Source organism: Delftia sp. WY8 (assembly GCF_018437695.1).
Classification (GTDB): Bacteria; Pseudomonadota; Gammaproteobacteria; order Burkholderiales; family Burkholderiaceae_C; genus Comamonas; species Comamonas tsuruhatensis.
This window is the reverse complement of sequence record NZ_CP049795.1, coordinates 742,787-761,126: the sequence shown is the minus strand read 5'-3', so window position 1 is coordinate 761,126 and position 18,340 is coordinate 742,787. Positions and strand designations below refer to the sequence as shown.

General features: G+C 69.4%; 13 protein-coding genes. 9 read left to right on the top strand and 4 right to left on the bottom strand.

The window, feature by feature from the left end:
* The first annotated feature begins 135 nt into the window (after positions 1–135).
* From G4D77_RS03290 to G4D77_RS03260, 7 genes are all read left to right on the top strand, one after another.
* Positions 136–1,176: a ligase-associated DNA damage response exonuclease gene (locus G4D77_RS03290; protein WP_154834627.1), complete on the top strand. Its 1,041-nt coding sequence runs from the start codon at positions 136–138 to the stop codon at positions 1,174–1,176.
* Positions 1,173–2,864, top strand: coding sequence for an ATP-dependent DNA ligase (locus G4D77_RS03285; RefSeq protein WP_154834626.1), 1,692 nt, complete (start codon positions 1,173–1,175; stop codon positions 2,862–2,864). The genes G4D77_RS03290 and G4D77_RS03285 overlap by 4 nt, the downstream gene beginning before the upstream one ends.
* 55 nt (positions 2,865–2,919) lie before the next feature.
* Complete coding sequence (locus G4D77_RS03280) at positions 2,920–5,805, top strand: ligase-associated DNA damage response DEXH box helicase (RefSeq protein WP_213757900.1); 2,886 nt, start codon at positions 2,920–2,922, stop codon at positions 5,803–5,805.
* 16 nt (positions 5,806–5,821) lie between these two features.
* Complete coding sequence (gene pdeM / locus G4D77_RS03275) at positions 5,822–6,553, top strand: ligase-associated DNA damage response endonuclease PdeM (RefSeq protein ID WP_213757899.1); 732 nt, start codon at positions 5,822–5,824, stop codon at positions 6,551–6,553.
* Between the two features lie 133 nt (positions 6,554–6,686).
* Positions 6,687–7,304 carry a hypothetical protein gene (locus tag G4D77_RS03270; protein WP_016448183.1) on the top strand — a complete coding sequence of 206 codons (618 nt, stop codon included), beginning with the start codon at positions 6,687–6,689 and terminating at the stop codon, positions 7,302–7,304.
* Positions 7,305–7,481: 177 nt separating this feature from the next.
* Positions 7,482–8,525, top strand: coding sequence for a transporter (locus G4D77_RS03265; RefSeq protein ID WP_016448182.1), 1,044 nt, complete (start codon positions 7,482–7,484; stop codon positions 8,523–8,525).
* 94 nt (positions 8,526–8,619) lie between these two features.
* A complete protein-coding gene (locus tag G4D77_RS03260; RefSeq protein WP_016453711.1) occupies positions 8,620–9,837 on the top strand; it encodes a Fic family protein in 1,218 nt (405 codons plus the stop codon).
* Positions 9,838–9,847: 10 nt separating this feature from the next.
* Here G4D77_RS03260 and G4D77_RS03255 read toward each other — a convergent pair whose 3' ends face one another.
* From G4D77_RS03255 to G4D77_RS03240, 4 genes are all read right to left on the bottom strand, one after another.
* A complete protein-coding gene (locus G4D77_RS03255) occupies positions 9,848–11,356 on the bottom strand; it encodes a tripartite tricarboxylate transporter permease (RefSeq protein ID WP_047327239.1) in 1,509 nt (502 codons plus the stop codon).
* A 27-nt stretch (positions 11,357–11,383) separates the two neighbouring features.
* The gene (locus tag G4D77_RS03250) at positions 11,384–11,986 is read right to left on the bottom strand and encodes a tripartite tricarboxylate transporter TctB family protein (protein ID WP_154834625.1); all 603 of its coding nucleotides are present in this window, start codon (positions 11,984–11,986) and stop codon (positions 11,384–11,386) included.
* Between the two features lie 11 nt (positions 11,987–11,997).
* A complete protein-coding gene (locus G4D77_RS03245; protein WP_154834624.1) occupies positions 11,998–13,038 on the bottom strand; it encodes a Bug family tripartite tricarboxylate transporter substrate binding protein in 1,041 nt (346 codons plus the stop codon).
* 105 nt (positions 13,039–13,143) lie between these two features.
* A complete protein-coding gene (locus G4D77_RS03240; protein WP_154834623.1) occupies positions 13,144–14,385 on the bottom strand; it encodes a pyridoxal-phosphate-dependent aminotransferase family protein in 1,242 nt (413 codons plus the stop codon).
* 158 nt (positions 14,386–14,543) lie between these two features.
* Here G4D77_RS03240 and G4D77_RS03235 point away from each other — a divergent pair, with 158 nt between their 5' ends.
* Both G4D77_RS03235 and G4D77_RS03230 read left to right on the top strand, forming a co-directional pair.
* Positions 14,544–15,233: a GntR family transcriptional regulator gene (locus G4D77_RS03235; RefSeq protein WP_074923449.1), complete on the top strand. Its 690-nt coding sequence runs from the start codon at positions 14,544–14,546 to the stop codon at positions 15,231–15,233.
* Positions 15,234–15,241: 8 nt separating this feature from the next.
* Complete coding sequence (locus G4D77_RS03230) at positions 15,242–18,328, top strand: FAD-binding and (Fe-S)-binding domain-containing protein (RefSeq protein WP_154834622.1); 3,087 nt, start codon at positions 15,242–15,244, stop codon at positions 18,326–18,328.
* The last annotated feature ends 12 nt before the right edge of the window (positions 18,329–18,340 follow it).

The window sequence follows — 18,340 nt, the reverse complement described above, 5'->3', positions numbered from 1 at the left end:
GCGCCGCAGGCCAGTTGCGGCAGCATGGCAGCGCGGGTAGGTGCAGGCTGACAGCCTGCCGCGCTCCGGGCCAGCGCGCGCCCGTCGACTGCCCCACTAGCATGGGGACATGAGCACTGCTTTCCCCGATCCCGCATGCCCGCCGACCTGATCGTGGCCCGTCCCGAAGGCCTGTACTGCGCGGCCGGCGATTTCTACATCGACCCCTGGCGGCCCGTGGACCGGGCCGTGATCACGCATGGCCACTCCGACCATGCGCGCGCCGGGCACGCCCATTACCTGGCCCATGACGACAGCGCAGGCGTGCTGCGCGCACGGCTGGGGGCGGACATCACGCTGCAGACCCTGCCGTATGGCGAAGCCATCGATCACCACGGCGTGCGCATCTCCCTGCACCCGGCCGGCCATGTGCTCGGATCGGCCCAGGTGCGGCTGGAGCATGGCGGCCAGGTCTGGGTGGCCTCGGGCGACTACAAGACCGAGGCCGACGGCACCTGCACCCCCTTCGAGCCCGTGCGCTGCGACACCTTCATCACCGAATCCACCTTCGGCCTGCCCATCTACCGCTGGCCCCGCCAGCCCGAGCTCATGGCCGACATCAACGCCTGGTGGCAGGCCAACGCGGCCCAGGGCCGGCCCTCGGCGCTGCTGTGCTATGCCTTCGGCAAGGCCCAGCGCATCCTGCATGGGGTGGACCGCCGCATCGGCCCCATCGTCGTGCACGGCGCGGTGGAGCCGCTCAATGCCGTGTACCGCGCAGCGGGCGTGGACCTGCCGCCCACGCTGCGCGTGACCGACCCCGGCGTGGATGCACAACGGCTCAAGACCGCCCTGGTGCTGGCGCCGCCCTCGGCGCAGGGCACGCCGTGGATGCGCCGGTTTCCCGGCCATGCCGATGCCTTTGCCAGCGGCTGGATGCAGCTGCGCGGCACGCGCCGCCGCCGTGGCGTGGACCGGGGCTTCGTCATGTCCGACCATGCCGACTGGCCCGGCCTGCAGTACGCCATTGGCGCCACGGGCGCCGAGCGGGTCTTCGTCACCCACGGCAGCGTGGCCGTGCTGGTGCGCTGGCTGCGCGAGCAGGGCCTGGATGCGCAAGCCTTCCAGACCGAATACGGCGATGAGGACGAGGCTGCCGCCGCCCAGGCTGCACCGGATGAGGCGCCCGCCCCATGAAGGACTTCGCCGCCCTCTACCGCGCGCTGGACGCCAGCACCGCCAGCCGCGACAAGCAGGCCGCGCTGCAGGCCTATCTGCGCGCCGCCGCGCCTGCCGATGCGGCCTGGGCCGTCTATTTCCTGGCCGGCGGCAAGCCGCGCCAGCTGGTGCCTACCAAGGTCTTGAAGGAGCTGGCGCGCGAGGCGGCCGGCCTGCCCGAATGGCTGTTCGACGAAAGCTACGAGGCCGTGGGCGACCTGGCCGAAACCATTGCGCTGCTGCTGCCGCCACCCGGTGACGCGCACGACCTGGGCCTGGCCGCCTGGGTCACGGACCACCTGCTGCCGCTGCGCGGCATGGCGCCCGAGGCGCTGGCGGACACGCTGCGCATGCAATGGGCGCGGCTGGCGGCCGATGAGCGGCTGGTCTACTTCAAGCTGATCACCGGCGCCTTCCGGGTCGGCGTGTCGCGGCTGCAGGTCACGCAGGCGCTGGCGGCCGTCAGCGGCGTGGATGCCAAGCGCATCGCCCAGCGGCTCATGGGCTACACCCACATCGGCGCGCGGCCCGGGGCGGCCGACTACCTGCGGCTGGTGGCAGGCGAGGAAGAGGGCGATGACGCGCATTCGGGCGAAGCCCGTGGCCACCCCTATCCCTTCTTCCTGGCCCATCCGCTGCAGTTGCCGCTGGAGCAGTTCGACGCCGTGCTCGGCCCGCCGTCCCAATGGGTGGTGGAGTGGAAATGGGACGGCATACGCGCCCAGATCGTGCGGCGCGGCAGCGGTGACGCGCTGGGCACCTGGATCTGGTCGCGCGGCGAGGAACTGGTGAGCGAGCGCTTCCCCGAGCTGCAGGCCATGGGCGATGCCTTGCCTGCGGGCACCGTGATCGACGGCGAGATCGTCGTCTGGGCCGCGCAGCAGGGCGAGGCGCCCGCCCATGTGCGCCCCTTTGCCGACCTGCAAAAGCGCATAGGCCGCAAGACCCTGGGCCCCAAGCTGCTGCGCGAGCTGCCTGTGGTGCTGCTGGCCTATGACCTGCTGGAGGAGCGCGGCCAGGACCTGCGCGCGTTGCCCCAGCATGAACGGCGCGCGCGGCTGGAGCGGCTGGTGGCTACCGTGGCGCATCCGGCACTGCTGGCCAGCCCCGTGCTGCAAGGCGACAGCTGGGCCGCCCTGGCCGAACTGCGCGAACAGGCCCGTTCCCTGGGCGTGGAGGGCATGATGCTCAAGGCCCGCGATGCCGCCTACGGCGTGGGCCGCACCAAGGACAGCGGCGTGTGGTGGAAGTGGAAGATCGATCCGCTGAGCGTGGACGCCGTGCTCATCTACGCACAGCGCGGCCACGGCCGTCGCGCCAGCCTCTACAGCGATTACACCTTTGCCGTCTGGAACGCGCCGCCTGGCACCGAGGGCCGCGCCCTCGTGCCCTTCGCCAAGGCCTATTCGGGCCTGACCGATGCAGAAATGGCGCGCGTGGACGCCGTCATCCGCAAGACCACGGTGGAGAGCTTCGGCCCCGTGCGCAGCGTGCGGCCCACCCTGGTGTTCGAGCTGGGCTTCGAGGGCATTGCGCGCAGCGCACGCCACAAGAGCGGCATTGCCGTGCGCTTTCCGCGCATGCTGCGCTGGCGCGAGGACAAGCCTGTGCAGGAGGCCGACTCCATCGACACGCTGGCCGCCCTGCTGCCGCATTCCGACCCTTGATCAACCCTTGACCGACCCGCGACCCACCCGCGACCCACCCTTGACGCACCGCGCCATGGCCACCCGTTCCCCCCACCCCCTCGCCACCGCCTGGCTTGCCGCACGGGGCTGGAAGCCCTTTGCCTTCCAGCGCGCCGTGTGGAAGGCGCTGGCCCAGGGCCACAGCGGCCTGCTGCATGCGACCACGGGCGCAGGCAAGACCTATGCGGTCTGGCTGGGCGCGCTGCAGGCCTTTGCGGGCCCGCCGCAAACCCCGATGCCGGCGCACACCGGAAAACGAAAACCGGCCTCCGCCCCGCTCACCGTGCTGTGGATCACGCCCATGCGCGCCCTGGCGGCCGACACGCTCAAGGCGCTGCAGACGCCCTTGGAGGCGCTGGCCCAGGACCATCCCGCGCTGGCGCGCTGGACCGTGGGCGCACGCACGGGCGATACGGGAAGCGCCGAGCGCAGCGCGCAGTCGCGCCAGCTGCCCACCGTGCTGGTCACCACGCCAGAGAGCCTGTCCCTGCTGCTGGCGCGGGCCGATGCGCGCGAGCTGCTGGGCTCCGTGCGCCTGGTGGTGGCCGATGAATGGCACGAGCTGCTGGGCAACAAGCGCGGCGTGCAACTGCAGCTGGCCCTGGCGCGGCTGCGCGGCTGGAGCCCGCAACTGAGTGTCTGGGGCATGTCGGCCACGCTGGGCAATCTGGACGAGGCCATGCAGACCCTGCTGGGCCTGGACGACCATGGCCAGCCGCGGCCCGGCGTATTGGTCCAGGGCCAGGTGGACAAGCGCCTGGTGGTGGACACCTTGCTGCCCGACCGGCCCGAGCGCTTTTCCTGGGCCGGCCACCTGGGCCTGGCCATGCTGCCGGCCGTGGTGCGCGAGCTGGAGGCCACGGCCGGCTCCACCCTGGTCTTTGTGAATGTGCGCTCCCAGGCCGAGCTTTGGTACAAGGCGCTGCTGGAGGCCCGGCCCGACTGGGCCGGCCTGCTCGCCATCCACCATGGCTCTTTGGACCGGGGTGTGCGCGAATGGGTGGAGGCCGGGCTCAAGGCCGGCACGCTCAAGGCCGTGGTCTGCACCAGCAGCCTGGACCTGGGCGTGGACTTCCTGCCCGTGGAGCGCGTGCTGCAGATCGGCTCGGCCAAGGGCATCGCGCGGCTGCTGCAGCGCGCGGGACGCTCGGGCCATGCGCCGGGCCGGCCCTCGCGCATCACCCTGGTGCCCACGCACAGCCTGGAGCTGGTGGAGGCCGCCGCCGCCCGCGCCGCCGTGCGCGCGCAGCAGGTGGAAATGCGCGCCAGCCCCCGCCAGCCCGCCGACGTGCTGGTGCAGCACCTGGCCACCGTGGCCCTGGGCGGCGGTTTCGTGCCCGATGAGCTGTATGCCGAAGTGCGCCGCACCGTCGCCTACGCCGGGCTGGCGCCTGCGGTCTGGCAGTGGTGCCTGGACTTCGTGCACCGGGGCGGCCCCTCGCTGGCCGCCTATCCCGACTACCAGCGCGTGCGGCCCGACGCGGAGGGCATCTGGCGCATGCCCGATGCGCGGCTGGCGCGCAGGCACCGCGCCAACATCGGCACCATCGTCAGCGACGCCAGCATGAGCGTGCAGATCCTGCACGGCGCGCGGCTGGGCAGCATGGAAGAGAGCTTTCTGTCGCGCCTGTCGCCCGGCGATGCCTTTGTCTTCGCGGGCCAGGTGCTGGAGCTGGTGCGCATCGAGGACATGACCGCCTACGTGCGCCGCGCCGCCAGAACGCGGCCCACCGTGCCGCGCTGGGCCGGCGCGCGCATGCCGCTGTCCACCGTGCTGGCCGACTTCGTGGTGCAGCAATTGGCGCTGGCGGCGGCGGGCGACTACCACTCGCCCGAACTGCGCTGCGTGCGCCCCCTGCTGGAAGTGCAACAGCGCTGGTCGGCCCTGCCCACGCCCGCTACGCTGCTGGCCGAAACCCTGCGCACGCGCGAGGGCTGGCACCTGTTTCTCTATCCGTTTGCAGGCCGCCATGCCCATATGGGCCTGGCCAGCCTGCTGGCCTGGCGCGCCGCCCAGGGCGAGACGGGCACCTTCTCCATCGCCGTCAACGACTACGGGCTGGAGCTGCTGAGCGCCACCGAGCGCGACTGGGCCGCCATGCTGCCCGAGCTGCTGCGCGCCGAGCCGGCCCAGGCCGTGGCAGTGCCCGGGCGCGTGTCCGCCAGCCAGGCGGTCGCCACGCGCAACACCGCCAATGCGGACGGCCACTGGGACCAGGCCGCCGACGATGCCCACCTGGCGGGCGAGGAGGCCCATCAAGCCCGCCATGCCCTGCTGCACGAAGTGCTGGCCAGTCTCAACGCCACCGAGATGGCGCGGCGGCGCTTCCGCGAGATCGCCCGCGTCTCGGGCCTGATCTTCCAGAGCCACCCGGGCGAGCGCCGCAGTGCGCGCCAGCTGCAGGCCTCGTCACAGCTGTTCTTCGAGGTGTTTCGCAAGTACGACGACAGCAACCTGCTGCTGCGCCAGGCCGACGAGGAAGTGCTGAGCCAGGAACTCGATGTCGCCCAGCTGCTGGCCGCGTTGCGCCGCATGCAGGCGCAGACGCTGGTGGTGAGCGCGCTGCGCCGTCCCAGCCCGTTTGCCTTCCCGCTCATGGTGGAGCGCTTTCGCGAAAAGCTCACCAACGAGCATCTGGCCGACCGCATCGCGCGCATGCTGGCCCAGCTGCACGAGGCGGCAGACGCCGGCGGTGCAGCCAGCGAGCCGCGCACGCAGGACCTGGTCCCGCCCGATCCGCCGCTGCGTCCACGGAAAAAACCCAAGGCAGACCAGCCCCCCGCCGTGGACGAGGACACGGCCGCCGTGCGCCGCACGCTGGATTTCTCGCTGCAGGCCACCGATGGCCCCGAGGCCGATGCCGCCAGCCGCCGCCCGCGCCGCGTACGCAAGCCCTCGCGGCCCTTGCCGCTGCTGTAGAACCATTGCACCGCTGATGAAAGGCCACGCACCGTTGCCAAGTCCTGTTTCCCCCGACGCCCTGGCCGGCAGCCTGGGCATGTTCCTGGCCGGCGAGCCCGTGCACCTGCTGGCCCAGCATGCGCTGTGGTGGCCCGCCCAGGGCACGCTGTTCATCGCCGACCTGCACCTGGGCAAGGCCGCCACCTTCCGCGCGCACGGCATTCCCGTGCCGGCGGGCACCACGCAGGGCAACTTGGAGCGGCTGTCGGCCCTTCTTCTGGGCCTGCCCGTGCGGCGGCTCGTGGTGCTGGGCGACTTCCTGCACGCGGCCGAGGCACGCAATCCTGCCGTACTGGCTGCACTGGCCCGCTGGCGCAGCCGCCATGCGGCCGTGGAACTGGTGCTGGTGCGCGGCAACCATGACAGCCATGCAGGCGATCCGCCGCCCGCGCTGGGCTTTGCCATCGTGGACGAGCCCTGGCACCTGGGGCCGTTCGCCGCCTGCCATCACCCCCCGCCGCCAACCCAGGACCTGCAGGCGCAGCAGGCCCGGCCCTGGCATGTGCTGGCCGGCCATGTCCATCCCGCCATCGTGCTGCGCGGCACCGGCCGCGACGCCCTGCGCCTGCCGTGCTTTGCCGTGCACGCGGGCTTTACCCTGCTGCCCGCCTTCGGCCTGTTCACCGGCATGGCCAGCCTGCCGCCCGAGCCAGGCCGCCAGCTCTTTGCCGTGGGCGCGGACCGGGTCTGGGCCGTGCCTGGGTGAGCCCAGGGATGTAATCGGGCGTAATTCTCCGCAAGGCCGTTGTTCCCTACAGTGACTCCCGCAGCAAGCGTGGCGGGACAGCAGGCAGTGCCCGGGGATGCCGCAGCGCTTTTCGTTCCACCAGGAGGAATGCATGGGCGTTCAACTCAATTTCTTCAACCAATCGAACGACGCGAACCACCCGCAGATCGTCATCTTCCAGAAGAACGTCGCCAGCGACCTCGATGCGCCTGCCGTGGCCTGGCGCGTCATCAAGTACTGCGGACAGGGCGACAACCATCCGTTCACCTTTCCGCTGGGCCTGCAGGTCGGCGCCAGCGACAGCCATGGCAACTGCACGCCGCAGCTGGAGGCGCAGTACGGCCAGCAGTTCCAGATGGCGCCGTCCACCGCCGGCGATCGCCTGGCGCCCGCAGGCTACGGCGCCAGCTCCAAGGAAGTGCAGGTGCTCAACGCGCTGCCCCAAGGCGCCATCAACGCCAGCTGCTACAAGGACGGCAGGCTGCTGGCCGTCAAGACCGCGATTGCCCCCCGGCAAAAGGCCGTCTTCGAATTCAAGCCCAGCATCTGGATCGGCGTGGCCTCGCACATCCAGCAGGGCCAGATCATGAACTCGGCCATCGTCTCCCAGATGAACACCGAAATCTCCCTGCTGGGCATCTCCCGTGCCGACATCGTGATGCGCGGCGGCGGCTCGGGGGCGAATTCCCGCCCCTTCTCGTTCTCGCTGGAGAACGTCGTGATGTGCTGATGCAGGGTCGCGGCAAGGGGAGGGGCAGAGAAGGGGTGGTGAGGGGACGGAAGGGGACGCAAGGGCCTGTGCATGACGGTCTGATGACGCCTGTCACATCCCTGTCATGGACGCAGCCAAGAATCCCGCACTTGCCCGGCCCGCGCAGGCCACTTCCGCAGGTGCTTCCTCCTCCCCATGACCGATGCAGCCTCCCCCCTGGCACAGGCCCACGAAGACGCAGGCCTGATCTGCGGCTGGCGCTTCTTCAGTGACACACGGCAGTGCGTGCAGGCCGTGACGGCGCCATCCGCAGCGCAGTGGCTGGCCGATGCCGCAGCCCGGTCCGATGCGGGCCGGCGCGATTTCCTGTGGCTGCACTTCAACCTGACCCACACCCAGTCCCTGCGCTGGCTGCAGCGCCATGCGGGCCTGCCCGACGTGTTCTATGCCGCCCTGCGCGAGGGCCTGACCTCCACGCGCATCGAGCGCGCCGACGACAGCCTGGTCGCCGTGCTCAACGATGTGAACTTCGAGTTCAACTTCGATTCGGCCGACATCGCCACGCTGTGGATCTGCCTGGACGAGCGCCTGGTCATCACCGCGCGCACCCAGCCGCTGCGCTCTGTCGATGCCCTGCGCGACGCCGTGCGCCGCGGCGACAGCCCCGCCAGCACGGCCGAGCTGCTGGAGCACCTGATGCGCACCCAGGCCGATGTGCTGGTCAAGGTGGTGCGCGAGACCACGGCGCGCGTGGACGATATCGAGGACGCCATCCTGGCCCAGCGCTACCACCATCCGCGCGCCCACCTGGGCCGGCTGCGCCGCCTGCTGGTGCGCCTTCAGCGCCTGCTGGCGCCCGAGCCCGCCGCGCTGTTCCGCCTGCTGCAGCAGCCCCCCGGCTGGATGGGCGAGGAAGACCGGCGCGGCCTGGCCGCAGCGAGCGAGGAGTTCTCGCTCATGCTGCGCGACATGCAGACCCTGCAGGACCGCATCAAGCTGCTGCAGGAAGAGGTGGCCGCCGCCGTGAACGAGGACAACAGCAACAGCCTCTTCGTGCTGACCGTGGTCACCGTGCTGGCCCTGCCCATCAACATCCTGGCCGGCCTGTTCGGCATGAACGTGGGCGGCATACCGCTGGCCGAGCACGAGCACGGCTTCTGGATCGTGGTGTCCATCGTCGTCGCCTTCACCGTCATCGCCGCCTGGCTGGCGTTTCGCAAGAAGCGGTACAGGGATTAGGGGACGTGTCAGGGAATCTTGCAGAAGAACTCGCAAAATATCTCGCACCAAACGGATTTCATCTATATAAATCAGCTGCTTATATAGGTGATCAATGTCGCAAAAATTCCTGCTCTACGACCATCCTGCCCAGATGGAGCCGCTGCTGCCGGGGGAACACAAGCTGGGCCCTTTGCTGGAGCTCTCCCATGACCTGATCAGGTTGGGTGAGCGGCTGGCCGGCCGCTACCGACCAGACACATTGCCAGGCCTGCGCCGGCTGCTTCGGGCCATGAACTCGTATTACTCGAACAGGATCGAGGGGCAGCACACCTTTCCGCTGGATATCGAGCGCGCCCTGCACAACGACTATGCGCAGGACGAAGATCAGGCCCGCCGTCAGCGATTGGCGCTGGCGCACATGGCCACTGAAGAGCAACTGGAGTACAGGTCCACGCAATGGACGAATGCGCAGGTCTGGACCCCCCAGATGCTGGCCGATATCCACCAGGATCTCTTCGCCCGTCTGCCCCAGGCCGATCTGGAGGCCGGCGCCCTTGGCGACGATGCCATCGAGCCGGGTCGATGGCGCACGCGGGAGGTTAGCGTGGGCAGGCATGCGGCGCCTGCAGCGGGGCAGTTGCCATTTTTTCTGGACCGCTGGTCGAGCTTCTACTCCGGCGTGCGCCGTGGCGAGTTGCAGTTGGTGGCCATGGCCGCTGCGCACCAGCGCCTGGCCTGGATCCATCCGTTCCGGGACGGCAACGGGCGCGTGGCCCGGCTGCATTCACATCTCGTACTAACCCACATGGGCCTGAGCAATGGTCTGTGGTCCCCCCTGAGGGGGTTCGCACGGTCGCAGGAGCGCTATTACGCCTTGCTTGCCGCCGCAGACGAGCCGCGCCGTGGTGACCTTGATGGCCGTGGCAATCTGACCGAACTGGGGTTGATCGACTGGATCGCATACGTGCTGGAACTGTGCATGGACCAAGTGAGCTTCATGGAGGGACTTCTGTCGCTGGACGGCATGAAGGAACGCATGGCGGCATGCCTTGCCTATGAGGAACGGGTGGTGCGCCAAGGCGTGCGCAGCGAGGCATTGCGCGCATTGCACTATCTTTTTGCGGCCCAGGCGGAGATGGATCGGGCCGACTTCAAGGCCATGCTGGGGTTGGGTGACCGGCTGGCCACCGCCCAGGTATCGGCACTGCTCAAGCGCGGCCTGCTGGAGACGGATTCACCGTATGGAAGAGTGCGCCTGGGCGTGCCGCTGCACGCCCTGCGTTTTTACTTCCCCCGCCTCTGGCCGGAAGCGGAGGCCGATTCGCTGTAGACGGCTCCTCTCAGGCCGCCACAGCCCTCGCCCCGAACGCCATCGCCCGCAGCCTGCCCAGCAGCGGCCACACCAGCATCAGCAGGGCCAGCGTGGTGATGGTGCCGGACAGGCCGTTGTGCCAGAAGATGCCCAACTCGCCCTGGCTGGAGAGCATGCTCTGGCGGAAGGCGTCTTCCATGCGGTCGCCCAGCACGATGGCCAGCACCATGGGCGCCAGCGGATAGTCCAGCTTCTTGAACACGTAGCCGACCACGCCAAAGACCAGCATGAGCCAGATGTCCGTGGCATTGCCGTGCACGGTGAAGGCGCCGATGGCGCAGACCATGAGGATCATGGGCGCGACGATGGAAAACGGCACGCGCAGGATGGCGGCGAACAGCGGCACGGTGGCCATGACGATGACCAGGCCGGCGATGTTGCCCAGGTACATGCTGGCGATCAGGCCCCAGACGAAGTCCTTTTGCTCGGTGAACAGCAGCGGGCCGGGCTGCAGGCCCCAGATCATCAGCCCGCCCAGCAGCACGGCCGCCGTGGCCGAGCCCGGAATGCCCAGGGCCAGCATGGGCAGCAGAGCCGAGGTGCCGGCCGCGTGGGCGGCGGTCTCGGGGGCGAGCACGCCTTCGGGGTTGCCCTTGCCGAAGCTGTCGGGGTCGCGCGAGAACTTCTTGGCCAGCCCGTAGCCCATGAAGCTGGCCGCCACGGCGCCGCCCGGCGTCACGCCCATCCAGCAGCCCACCAGGGCCGAGCGCAGCATGGTCAGCCAGTAGCGCGGCAGCCGGGCCCAGGTCCTGAACACCACCTTGAGGTCGATGGAGGCCTTCTTGCCCTTGAAGGCCAGGCCTTCCTCGATGGTCATCAGGATCTCGCTGATGCCGAACAGGCCGATCACCACCACCAGGAAATCAAAGCCGCGCAGCAGCTCGGTGGAGCCGAAGGTCATGCGCAGGTCGCCCGAGATGGTGTCCATGCCCACGGCCGCCAGCAGCAGGCCCACGGCCATGGCGGCCACGATCTTGGCCTTGGGCTCCTTGCCCATGCCGATGAAGGAGCAGAACGTCAGGAAGAAGACCGCGAAGAACTCCGGCGGCCCGAACTGCAGCGCGAACGAGGCCACGACCGGCGCCAGGAAGGTGATCAGCATCACGCCCGAGATGGCGCCGATGAAGGAGCCCGTGAAGGCCGTGGTCAGCGCCGCTCCCGCGTGCCCCTGCTGGGCCATGGGATAGCCGTCGAAGGTGGTGGCCACCGACCAGGCCTCGCCCGGGATGTTGAACAGCACCGAGGTGATGGCGCCGCCGAACAGCGCCCCCCAGTAGATGCACGACAGCAGGATGATGGCCGAGGTGGGCGACATGCCGAAGGTCAGCGGCAGCAGGATGGCCACGCCGTTGGGGCCGCCCAGGCCCGGCAGCACGCCGACGACGATGCCCAGCAGGATGCCCGTGAGCATCAGCCCCGTGTTCTGCCAGGTGGTGACGGCCGCGAAGCCGTGCGCAAGGTATTGGAGTTCGTCCATGGTGTTGCTCCGTGGCGGCGACAGGGGTCAATAGCCGAGCCAGGCTTCAAGCGGACCCTTGGGCAGGGGCACCTTGAACTGGATCTCGAAGACGTAGAACAGCAGCACGCTGGTGAAGCCCGACAGCGCCACGGCCTTCCACCAGGGATAGCGGCCCGCAAACACCATGAAGCCCGTGATGAACAGCACCGAGGCCGCGTAGATGCCCAGCGGCGCGATCACGGCGATGTAGGCCGTCAGCGGCAGCAGCACCTGGGCCACGCGCCTGAGCTGCAGCCAGCTGGCGAACTGCTCCTGGCTGCGGCTGCGCAGCGCCTGCACGAAGACGGCGATGGCGCAGATGCCCAGCACGGCGCCCACGCGCAGCGGGAAGTAGCCGGCCTGCGGGCCGGTGTCGCCCCAGCCCGCGCCAATGCGCTGGTTGTCCCAGACCACGAGCACGGCCAGCGCCAGCAGCACGGCGGCCACGCCGTACTCCACATGGCGGCGGGACAGGCCGGGGGCCTGGGCTTCGGTGGCGGGGATGGATTCGGTGGCCGCGCTGGAGGGCTGGGCCGGGGCTGCTGCTGCTGCTGCTGCTGCCGCCGCTGAATTGGAGGAGGGCGGGGCAAGGTGGATGGCGGTGTCCATGGCGCGGCTCCTCACTTGGCTGCGGCGGCGGCCACGCTGGCCGACAGGAAACCGGCCTTCTTCATGATGTCGAGGTGGCGCGTCTCGTCCTTGGCCAGGAAGTCCACGAAGGCCTGCCCCGTCATGTACTCGGGCTTGAGCGCGTTTTTCTCCAGGTACTCCTTCCACTCGGGCGTGGCCACCACCTTGTGCATCACGCCTGCATAGAACTGCGCCTGCTCGGGCGTGGTGCCGGGCGGCAGGAAGAAGCCGCGCAGCATGGTGTATTGCACGTCCAGGCCCTGCTCCCTGCAGGTGGGGATGTCCGACAGCGCCTGGCTGCCCGTGACCTTGGCCGTGTACTCGATGCGCTGCGTGTCGAACACGCACAGCGCCCGCACCTGGCCCGCGCGCCAATGCGCCATGGACTCGCTGGGGTTGTTGACGTTGGAGTCGATGTGCTTGCCCACCAGCTGCGTGCTGGCCTCGCCGCCGCCCTTGTAGGGGATGTAGGTGAACTTCACGCCGGCGGCCTGTTCCATGTTGGCGGTGATGATCTGGTCCTCGCGCTTGGAACTGGTGCCGCCCATCTTGAACTTGCCGCCGGCCTGCCGCGCGGCGGCCAGGTAGTCGGCGGGCGTCTGGTAGCCGGTCTCTGCATTGACCCAGAGCACGAACTGGTCCTGGGCAATCATGGCCACGGGATTCAGGTCGCGCCACTGGAAGGGCAGGGCCGTGGCCATGGGCAGGGTGAAGATGGCCGTGGAGGCCACCAGCAGCTTGTGCGGGTCGCGCGCCGAGGCCTTGACATCCAGAATGCCCTCGGCGCCTGAGGCACCGGCCTTGTTGAGGATGACCACGGGCTGCTCGATCAGCTTGTGCTTGGTGACGATGGCCTGGATCACGCGCGCCATCTGGTCCGAGGCGCCGCCGGCCGAAAACGGCACGACGAGTTCGACGGACTTGGCGGGCTTCCACTGCGCCCAGGCGGCAGGGGCTGAGAGGGCGCAGAGGGCGGTGGCGGCGAGGGTGGCGACGGCAGTTGCCGCCAGGCGGTTGCGGGGCGATGTCATGTCTCTTGTCTCCTGTTATTTCCTGGTATTGGTGCAATCCACGATCAAGGGGGCGAGCCATGTGCTCCGGCTCTGCCAAGGGTTTTCGGCGCGCGGCCGATGGGTTCAGGCGGCCTTGCGCAGCGCCCCGGCTGCGGCGTGGGCCGCGAAGTAATCCATGGCCGCCTGCACGCCGCTGCCGGCCAGACGGATGCCGGACAGCTTCAGGCCCATCTCCACGCCCGCCACCATGGCCAGCAGCGTCAGGTCGTTGCTGTCGCCCAGGTGGCCCATGCGGAACATGCGGCCCTTGAGCTTGCCCAGGCCCGCGCCCAGCGACAGGTCGAAGCGCGTGTGGATCAGGCGGCGCAGGGCATCGGCATCCACGCCTTCGGGCGTGATCACGCCGGTGAGCACGGGCGAGTAGACCTGCGGATCGGCGCACTGGATGGGCAGGCCCCAGGCCTGCACGGCGGCACGCACGCCGGCCGCCCAGCGCTGGTGGCGCGCAAACACCGTATCCAGCCCTTCGGCCAGCAGCATGTCCAGCGATTCGGACAGGGCGTACAGCAGGTTGGTGTTGGGCGTGTAGGGCCAGTAGCCGGTCTGGTTCATCTCCACGATCTCGTCCCAGGCCCAGAACGACTTGGGCAGCTTCGCGCTTTTGGCGGCCTCCAGCGCGCGTGGCGACAGCGCGTTGAAGCTGATGCCGGGCGGCAGCATCAGGCCCTTTTGCGAGCCGCTGATGGTCACGTCCACGCCCCATTCATCGTGGCGGTAGTCGGCGCTGGCCAGGCCCGAGATGGTGTCCACCAGCAGCAGGGCCGGGTGGCCCGCCGCGTCGATGGCCCGGCGCACGGCGGCGATGTCCGAGGTCACGCCCGTGGAGGTCTCGTTGTGCACCACGCACACGGCGCGGATCCGGCGCTCCGTGTCCTTGCGCAGCCGCGCCTCGATCAGGCCGGCCTGCACGCCATGGCGCCAGCCCGGCGCCTGGGGCAGGTGCTCATCGGAGCCGCCATAGGACAGGAACTCGGTGGACAGGCCCAGGCGCGTGGCCATCTTCTGCCACAGCGAGGCGAAGTGGCCGGTCTCGAACATCAGCACATGGTCGCCAGGGCTGAGCGTGTTGATCAGGGCCGCCTCCCAGGCGCCCGTGCCGGAAGCCGGATAGATCACCACCGGATGCCGGGTCTTGAAGACCTGCTGGATGCCGGCCAGCACCTTCAGGCCGAGCTGGCCGAACTCCGGCCCCCGGTGGTCGATGGTGGGCAGGCTCATGGCCCGCAGGATGCGGTCGGGAACCGGGCTGGGGCCGGGGATCTGGAGGAAGTGGCGGCCCGTGGGATGGTTGTCGAGCGTGAGCATGGTGCGTCCTTTTCAAGGAAATGCCAGGTCGGTCTGTGGGGGAGGGTGTTTGCGAATTTTTGCATTCAAAATTCACAAATGCCTTGGTGATAACCATGAATGCTTTAAGAAATGCTTGCGTAAAAATGAATGCAAAATTCATTCGACCAGGAGAATCCATGGCGGAGATCATCGAGATTTCGCGGCTTGCCCTGCATGACCAGGTGGCGGCGCGGCTGCGCACCTGGCTGGTGGAAGGGCGCATACCGCCCGGCGCCAAGCTCAACGAGCGCGCGCTGTGCGAGCAGCTGCGCGTCTCGCGCACGCCGCTGCGCGAGGCCATCAAGCTGCTGGCCTCCGAAGGGCTGGTGGACCTGGTGCCCAACCGCGGCGCCGTGGCCGTGCGCCTGGGCGAGACCGATGTGCTGCAGACCTTCGAAGTGCTGGCGGGGCTGGAGGGCATGTCGGGCGAGCTGGCCGCGCAGCGCATCAGCGAGCAGCAGCTGGCCGAGGTGCGGGCCCTGCACTTCGAGATGCTGGCCAGCCATGCGCGCCAGGACCTGTCCGGCTACTACCGGCTCAATGCGCTGATCCACTCGGCCATCAACCGCGCCGCCGCCAACCCCGTGCTGGCCGAGACCTATGGCCGCATCAACGCCCGCGTGCAGTCGCTGCGCTTTCGTACCAACCAGGACGCGGCCAAGTGGAAGCGCGCCGTCCAGGAGCACGAACGCATGCTGGAGGCGCTGCAGGCGCGCGACGCCGCCGCGCTGCGCCAGGTGCTGGTCGCCCACCTGGAGCACAAGCGCGACACCGTCATCGCCCTGCTCAAGGCAGGCCAGATCTACCCACGAACCATGAACGAATGAGAGCCGCCATGCTGATGGAATCCACGCACCGCTTTGCCGCTTCCCCCGACGACACCGTGCCCGCCCCCGGCACCGTGCTGCCGCCTAACGATGTCTGCCAGGCGCTGGCGCGCCGCCTGCGCTCGGACACGCGCGGCCAGGTCCTGTTCGACGCCGCCTCGCGCGGGCGCTATGCCACCGACGCCTCCATCTACCAGATCATGCCCGTGGGCGTCTTCGTGCCCACCTGCGAGCAGGACATCGCCACGGCCCTGCAGATCGCCCGCGAGCTGAAGGTGCCCGTGCTGCCGCGTGGCGGCGGCACCAGCCAGTGCGGGCAGACCACGGGCGCGGCCCTGGTGATCGACAACAGCAAGCATCTGCGCAACATCCTCTCGGTGGACCCCGATGCAGGCACGGCCGAGGTCGAGCCCGGCCTGGTGCTGGACCACCTCAACGCCCGGCTCAAGAAGCTCGGCCTGTGGTATCCGGTGGACGTATCGACCAGCGCCCAGGCCACGCTGGGCGGCATGGCGGGCAACAACTCCTGTGGCTCGCGCTCGATTGCCTACGGCAACATGGTGCACAACGTGCGCGGCGCCCGCGCCTGGATGGCCGATGGCGAGCTGCTGGACTTCGGCCCCGTGGCCCAGGCCACGGGCCGCGCGGCGCGCATTGCGCAGTTCGTGCACGGGCTGGCGCAACAGCACCGCGAGGACATTCATGCCCACTGGCCCAAGGTCATGCGCCGCGTGGCGGGCTACAACCTCGACATCTTCGACAACCAGAGCGAGCGGCCCTACACGGCCGACGGCAGCGTCAACCTGGCCCATCTGCTGATAGGCGCCGAGGGCACGCTGGCCTACACGCGCTCGCTCACCCTGCAGCTCAGCGCGCTGCCGCGCGCCAAGGTGCTGGGCGTGGTCAACTTCCCCACCTTCCACGCGGCCATGGACTCGGCCCAGCACATCGTGAAGCTGGGCCCCACGGCCGTGGAGCTGGTGGACCGCACCATGATCGAGCTGGGCCTGGCCAACCCGGCCTTCAAGCCCACCATAGAGACCGCGCTCATCGGCCGGCCCGCCGCCATCTTGCTGGTGGAATTCGCCGGCGACGACCGCGCCGCGCTGCTGGCGCGGCTGCGCCAGCTGGTGGAGCTGATGGGCGAGCTGGGCCTGCCCGGCAGCGTGGTGGAAATGCCCGAGGAAGCGGCCCAGAAAAACCTCTGGGAAGTGCGCAAGGCGGGGCTGAACATCATGATGAGCCTCAAGGGCGACGGCAAGCCCGTGAGCTTCATCGAGGACTGCGCCGTGCCGCTGCAGCACCTGGCCGAGTACACCGACGCGCTCACCGAAGTGTTCGCGCGCCACGGCAGCCGGGGCACCTGGTACGCCCATGCCTCCGTGGGCACGCTGCATGTGCGGCCCATCCTGGACATGCGCACCGACGGCGCGGCGCGCATGCGCGCCATTGCCGAGGAAGCGGCCGAACTGGTGCGCAAATACAAGGGCGCCTTCAGCGGCGAGCACGGCGACGGGCTGTGCCGCGGCGAGTGGATTGCCTGGCAGTTCGGGCCCGCCATCACCGAGGCCCTGCGCGCCATCAAGCAGGAGTTCGATCCCCAGGGCCTGTTCAACCCCGGCAAGATCATCGATACGCCCAGGATGGACGATGGCCGGCTGTTCCGCTTTGCGCCCGCCGATGCGCCCCGGCCCTACCGGCGCATTCCCATCACGCCCGTGCTCGACTGGTCCGCCTGGAACGTGCAGGCCGACCCGGTCACCGAAGTCACCACGGCGCCCGGCACGGGCGGCGACGTCACCGGCGGCTTTGCCAAGGCCGTGGAGATGTGCAACAACAACGGCCACTGCCGCAAGTTCGACGCCGGCACCATGTGCCCCAGCTACCGCGTCACGCGCGACGAGCAGCACCTGACGCGCGGCCGCGCCAACACCCTGCGCCTGGCCATCTCGGGCCAGCTGGGGCCGGACGCCTTCACCAGCGAGGCCATGCACGACACCATGGACCTGTGCGTGGGCTGCAAGGGCTGCAGGCGCGACTGCCCCACGGGCGTGGACATGGCCCGCATGAAGGTGGAATTCCTGACCCACTACAAGGCCCGCCATGGCCACACGCTCAAGGACCGGCTGGTCGCCCATCTGCCGCGCTACGCGGCCACGGCCAGCCGCATGCCCTGGCTGCTGAACCTGCGCAACCGCCTGCCCGTGTTGCGCCAACTGGGCGAAAAACTGCTGGGCCTGTCCGCCCGGCGCTCGCTGCCGGCCTGGCGCAGCGACACCTTCTGGCGCGCGCCCGAAGCACATACCTTTCTTGACCGCGACCAGGCCCTGGCCCGCGCGGCGGCCGGTGAGCGCGTGGCCGTGCTCTTCGTGGACACCTTCAACGGCACCTTCGAGAGCGAAAACGCCCTGGCCGCCGCCCGCGTGCTGCAGGCGGCCGGCTATGCGCTGCACACCGCCAGCAAGTCCGCCAAAGAGGGCGGCGGCCACCACTGCTGCGGCCGCACCTACCTGGCCACCGGCATGGTCGAGCAGGCCAAGGCCAGCGCCGGTGCGCTGATCAACGCCCTGGCGCCCTTGGCCCGGGCCGGCATTCCCATCGTCGGCCTGGAGCCCTCCTGCCTGCTGACCCTGCGCGACGAAGCCCTGGTCATGGGCCTGGGCGAGCCTGCGCAGGCCGTTGCCGCCCAGGCCCTGCTGTTCGAGGAATTCATTGCCCGTGAAGTGAAGGCCGGCCGCTTCGCGCTGCCGCTGCGCGCCGCCGAGGCGCCCATCCTCGTGCACGGCCATTGCCACCAGAAGGCCTTTGGCGCCGTCAGCCCCATCCTCGACGTGCTGCGGCTGATTCCCGGCGCCCAGCCCGAGCTCATCGAAAGCTCCTGCTGCGGCATGGCCGGCAGCTTCGGCTACGAGGCCAGCCACCACCAGGTCTCCATGGACATGGCCGAGGCGGCCCTGCTGCCGGCCATACGCCAGCGTCCCGAGGCCATCGTCGTGGCCGATGGCACCAGCTGCCGCCACCAGATCGCCGACGGCGCGGCGCGCGAAGCCGTGCATGTGGCGCGGCTGCTGGAAAGCCTGCTGGACGCCCGCTGACTGCCCGCTGAT

Excerpts from the sequence above, each read along its gene's own strand:
- G4D77_RS03265 (WP_016448182.1), top strand. The coding sequence starts at position 7,482 with ATGACCGATGCAGCCTCCCCCCTGGCACAGGCCCACGAAGACGCAGGC.
- G4D77_RS03235 (WP_074923449.1), top strand. The coding sequence starts at position 14,544 with ATGGCGGAGATCATCGAGATTTCGCGGCTTGCCCTGCATGACCAGGTG.
- G4D77_RS03260 (WP_016453711.1), top strand. The coding sequence starts at position 8,620 with ATGTCGCAAAAATTCCTGCTCTACGACCATCCTGCCCAGATGGAGCCG.
- G4D77_RS03240 (WP_154834623.1), bottom strand. The coding sequence starts at position 14,385 with ATGCTCACGCTCGACAACCATCCCACGGGCCGCCACTTCCTCCAGATC.
- G4D77_RS03250 (WP_154834625.1), bottom strand. The coding sequence starts at position 11,986 with ATGGACACCGCCATCCACCTTGCCCCGCCCTCCTCCAATTCAGCGGCG.
- G4D77_RS03230 (WP_154834622.1), top strand. The coding sequence starts at position 15,242 with ATGCTGATGGAATCCACGCACCGCTTTGCCGCTTCCCCCGACGACACC.
- G4D77_RS03285 (WP_154834626.1), top strand. The coding sequence starts at position 1,173 with ATGAAGGACTTCGCCGCCCTCTACCGCGCGCTGGACGCCAGCACCGCC.
- G4D77_RS03255 (WP_047327239.1), bottom strand. The coding sequence starts at position 11,356 with ATGGACGAACTCCAATACCTTGCGCACGGCTTCGCGGCCGTCACCACC.
- G4D77_RS03270 (WP_016448183.1), top strand. The coding sequence starts at position 6,687 with ATGGGCGTTCAACTCAATTTCTTCAACCAATCGAACGACGCGAACCAC.
- G4D77_RS03280 (WP_213757900.1), top strand. The coding sequence starts at position 2,920 with ATGGCCACCCGTTCCCCCCACCCCCTCGCCACCGCCTGGCTTGCCGCA.
- pdeM (WP_213757899.1), top strand. The coding sequence starts at position 5,822 with ATGAAAGGCCACGCACCGTTGCCAAGTCCTGTTTCCCCCGACGCCCTG.
- G4D77_RS03245 (WP_154834624.1), bottom strand. The coding sequence starts at position 13,038 with ATGACATCGCCCCGCAACCGCCTGGCGGCAACTGCCGTCGCCACCCTC.
- G4D77_RS03290 (WP_154834627.1), top strand. The coding sequence starts at position 136 with ATGCCCGCCGACCTGATCGTGGCCCGTCCCGAAGGCCTGTACTGCGCG.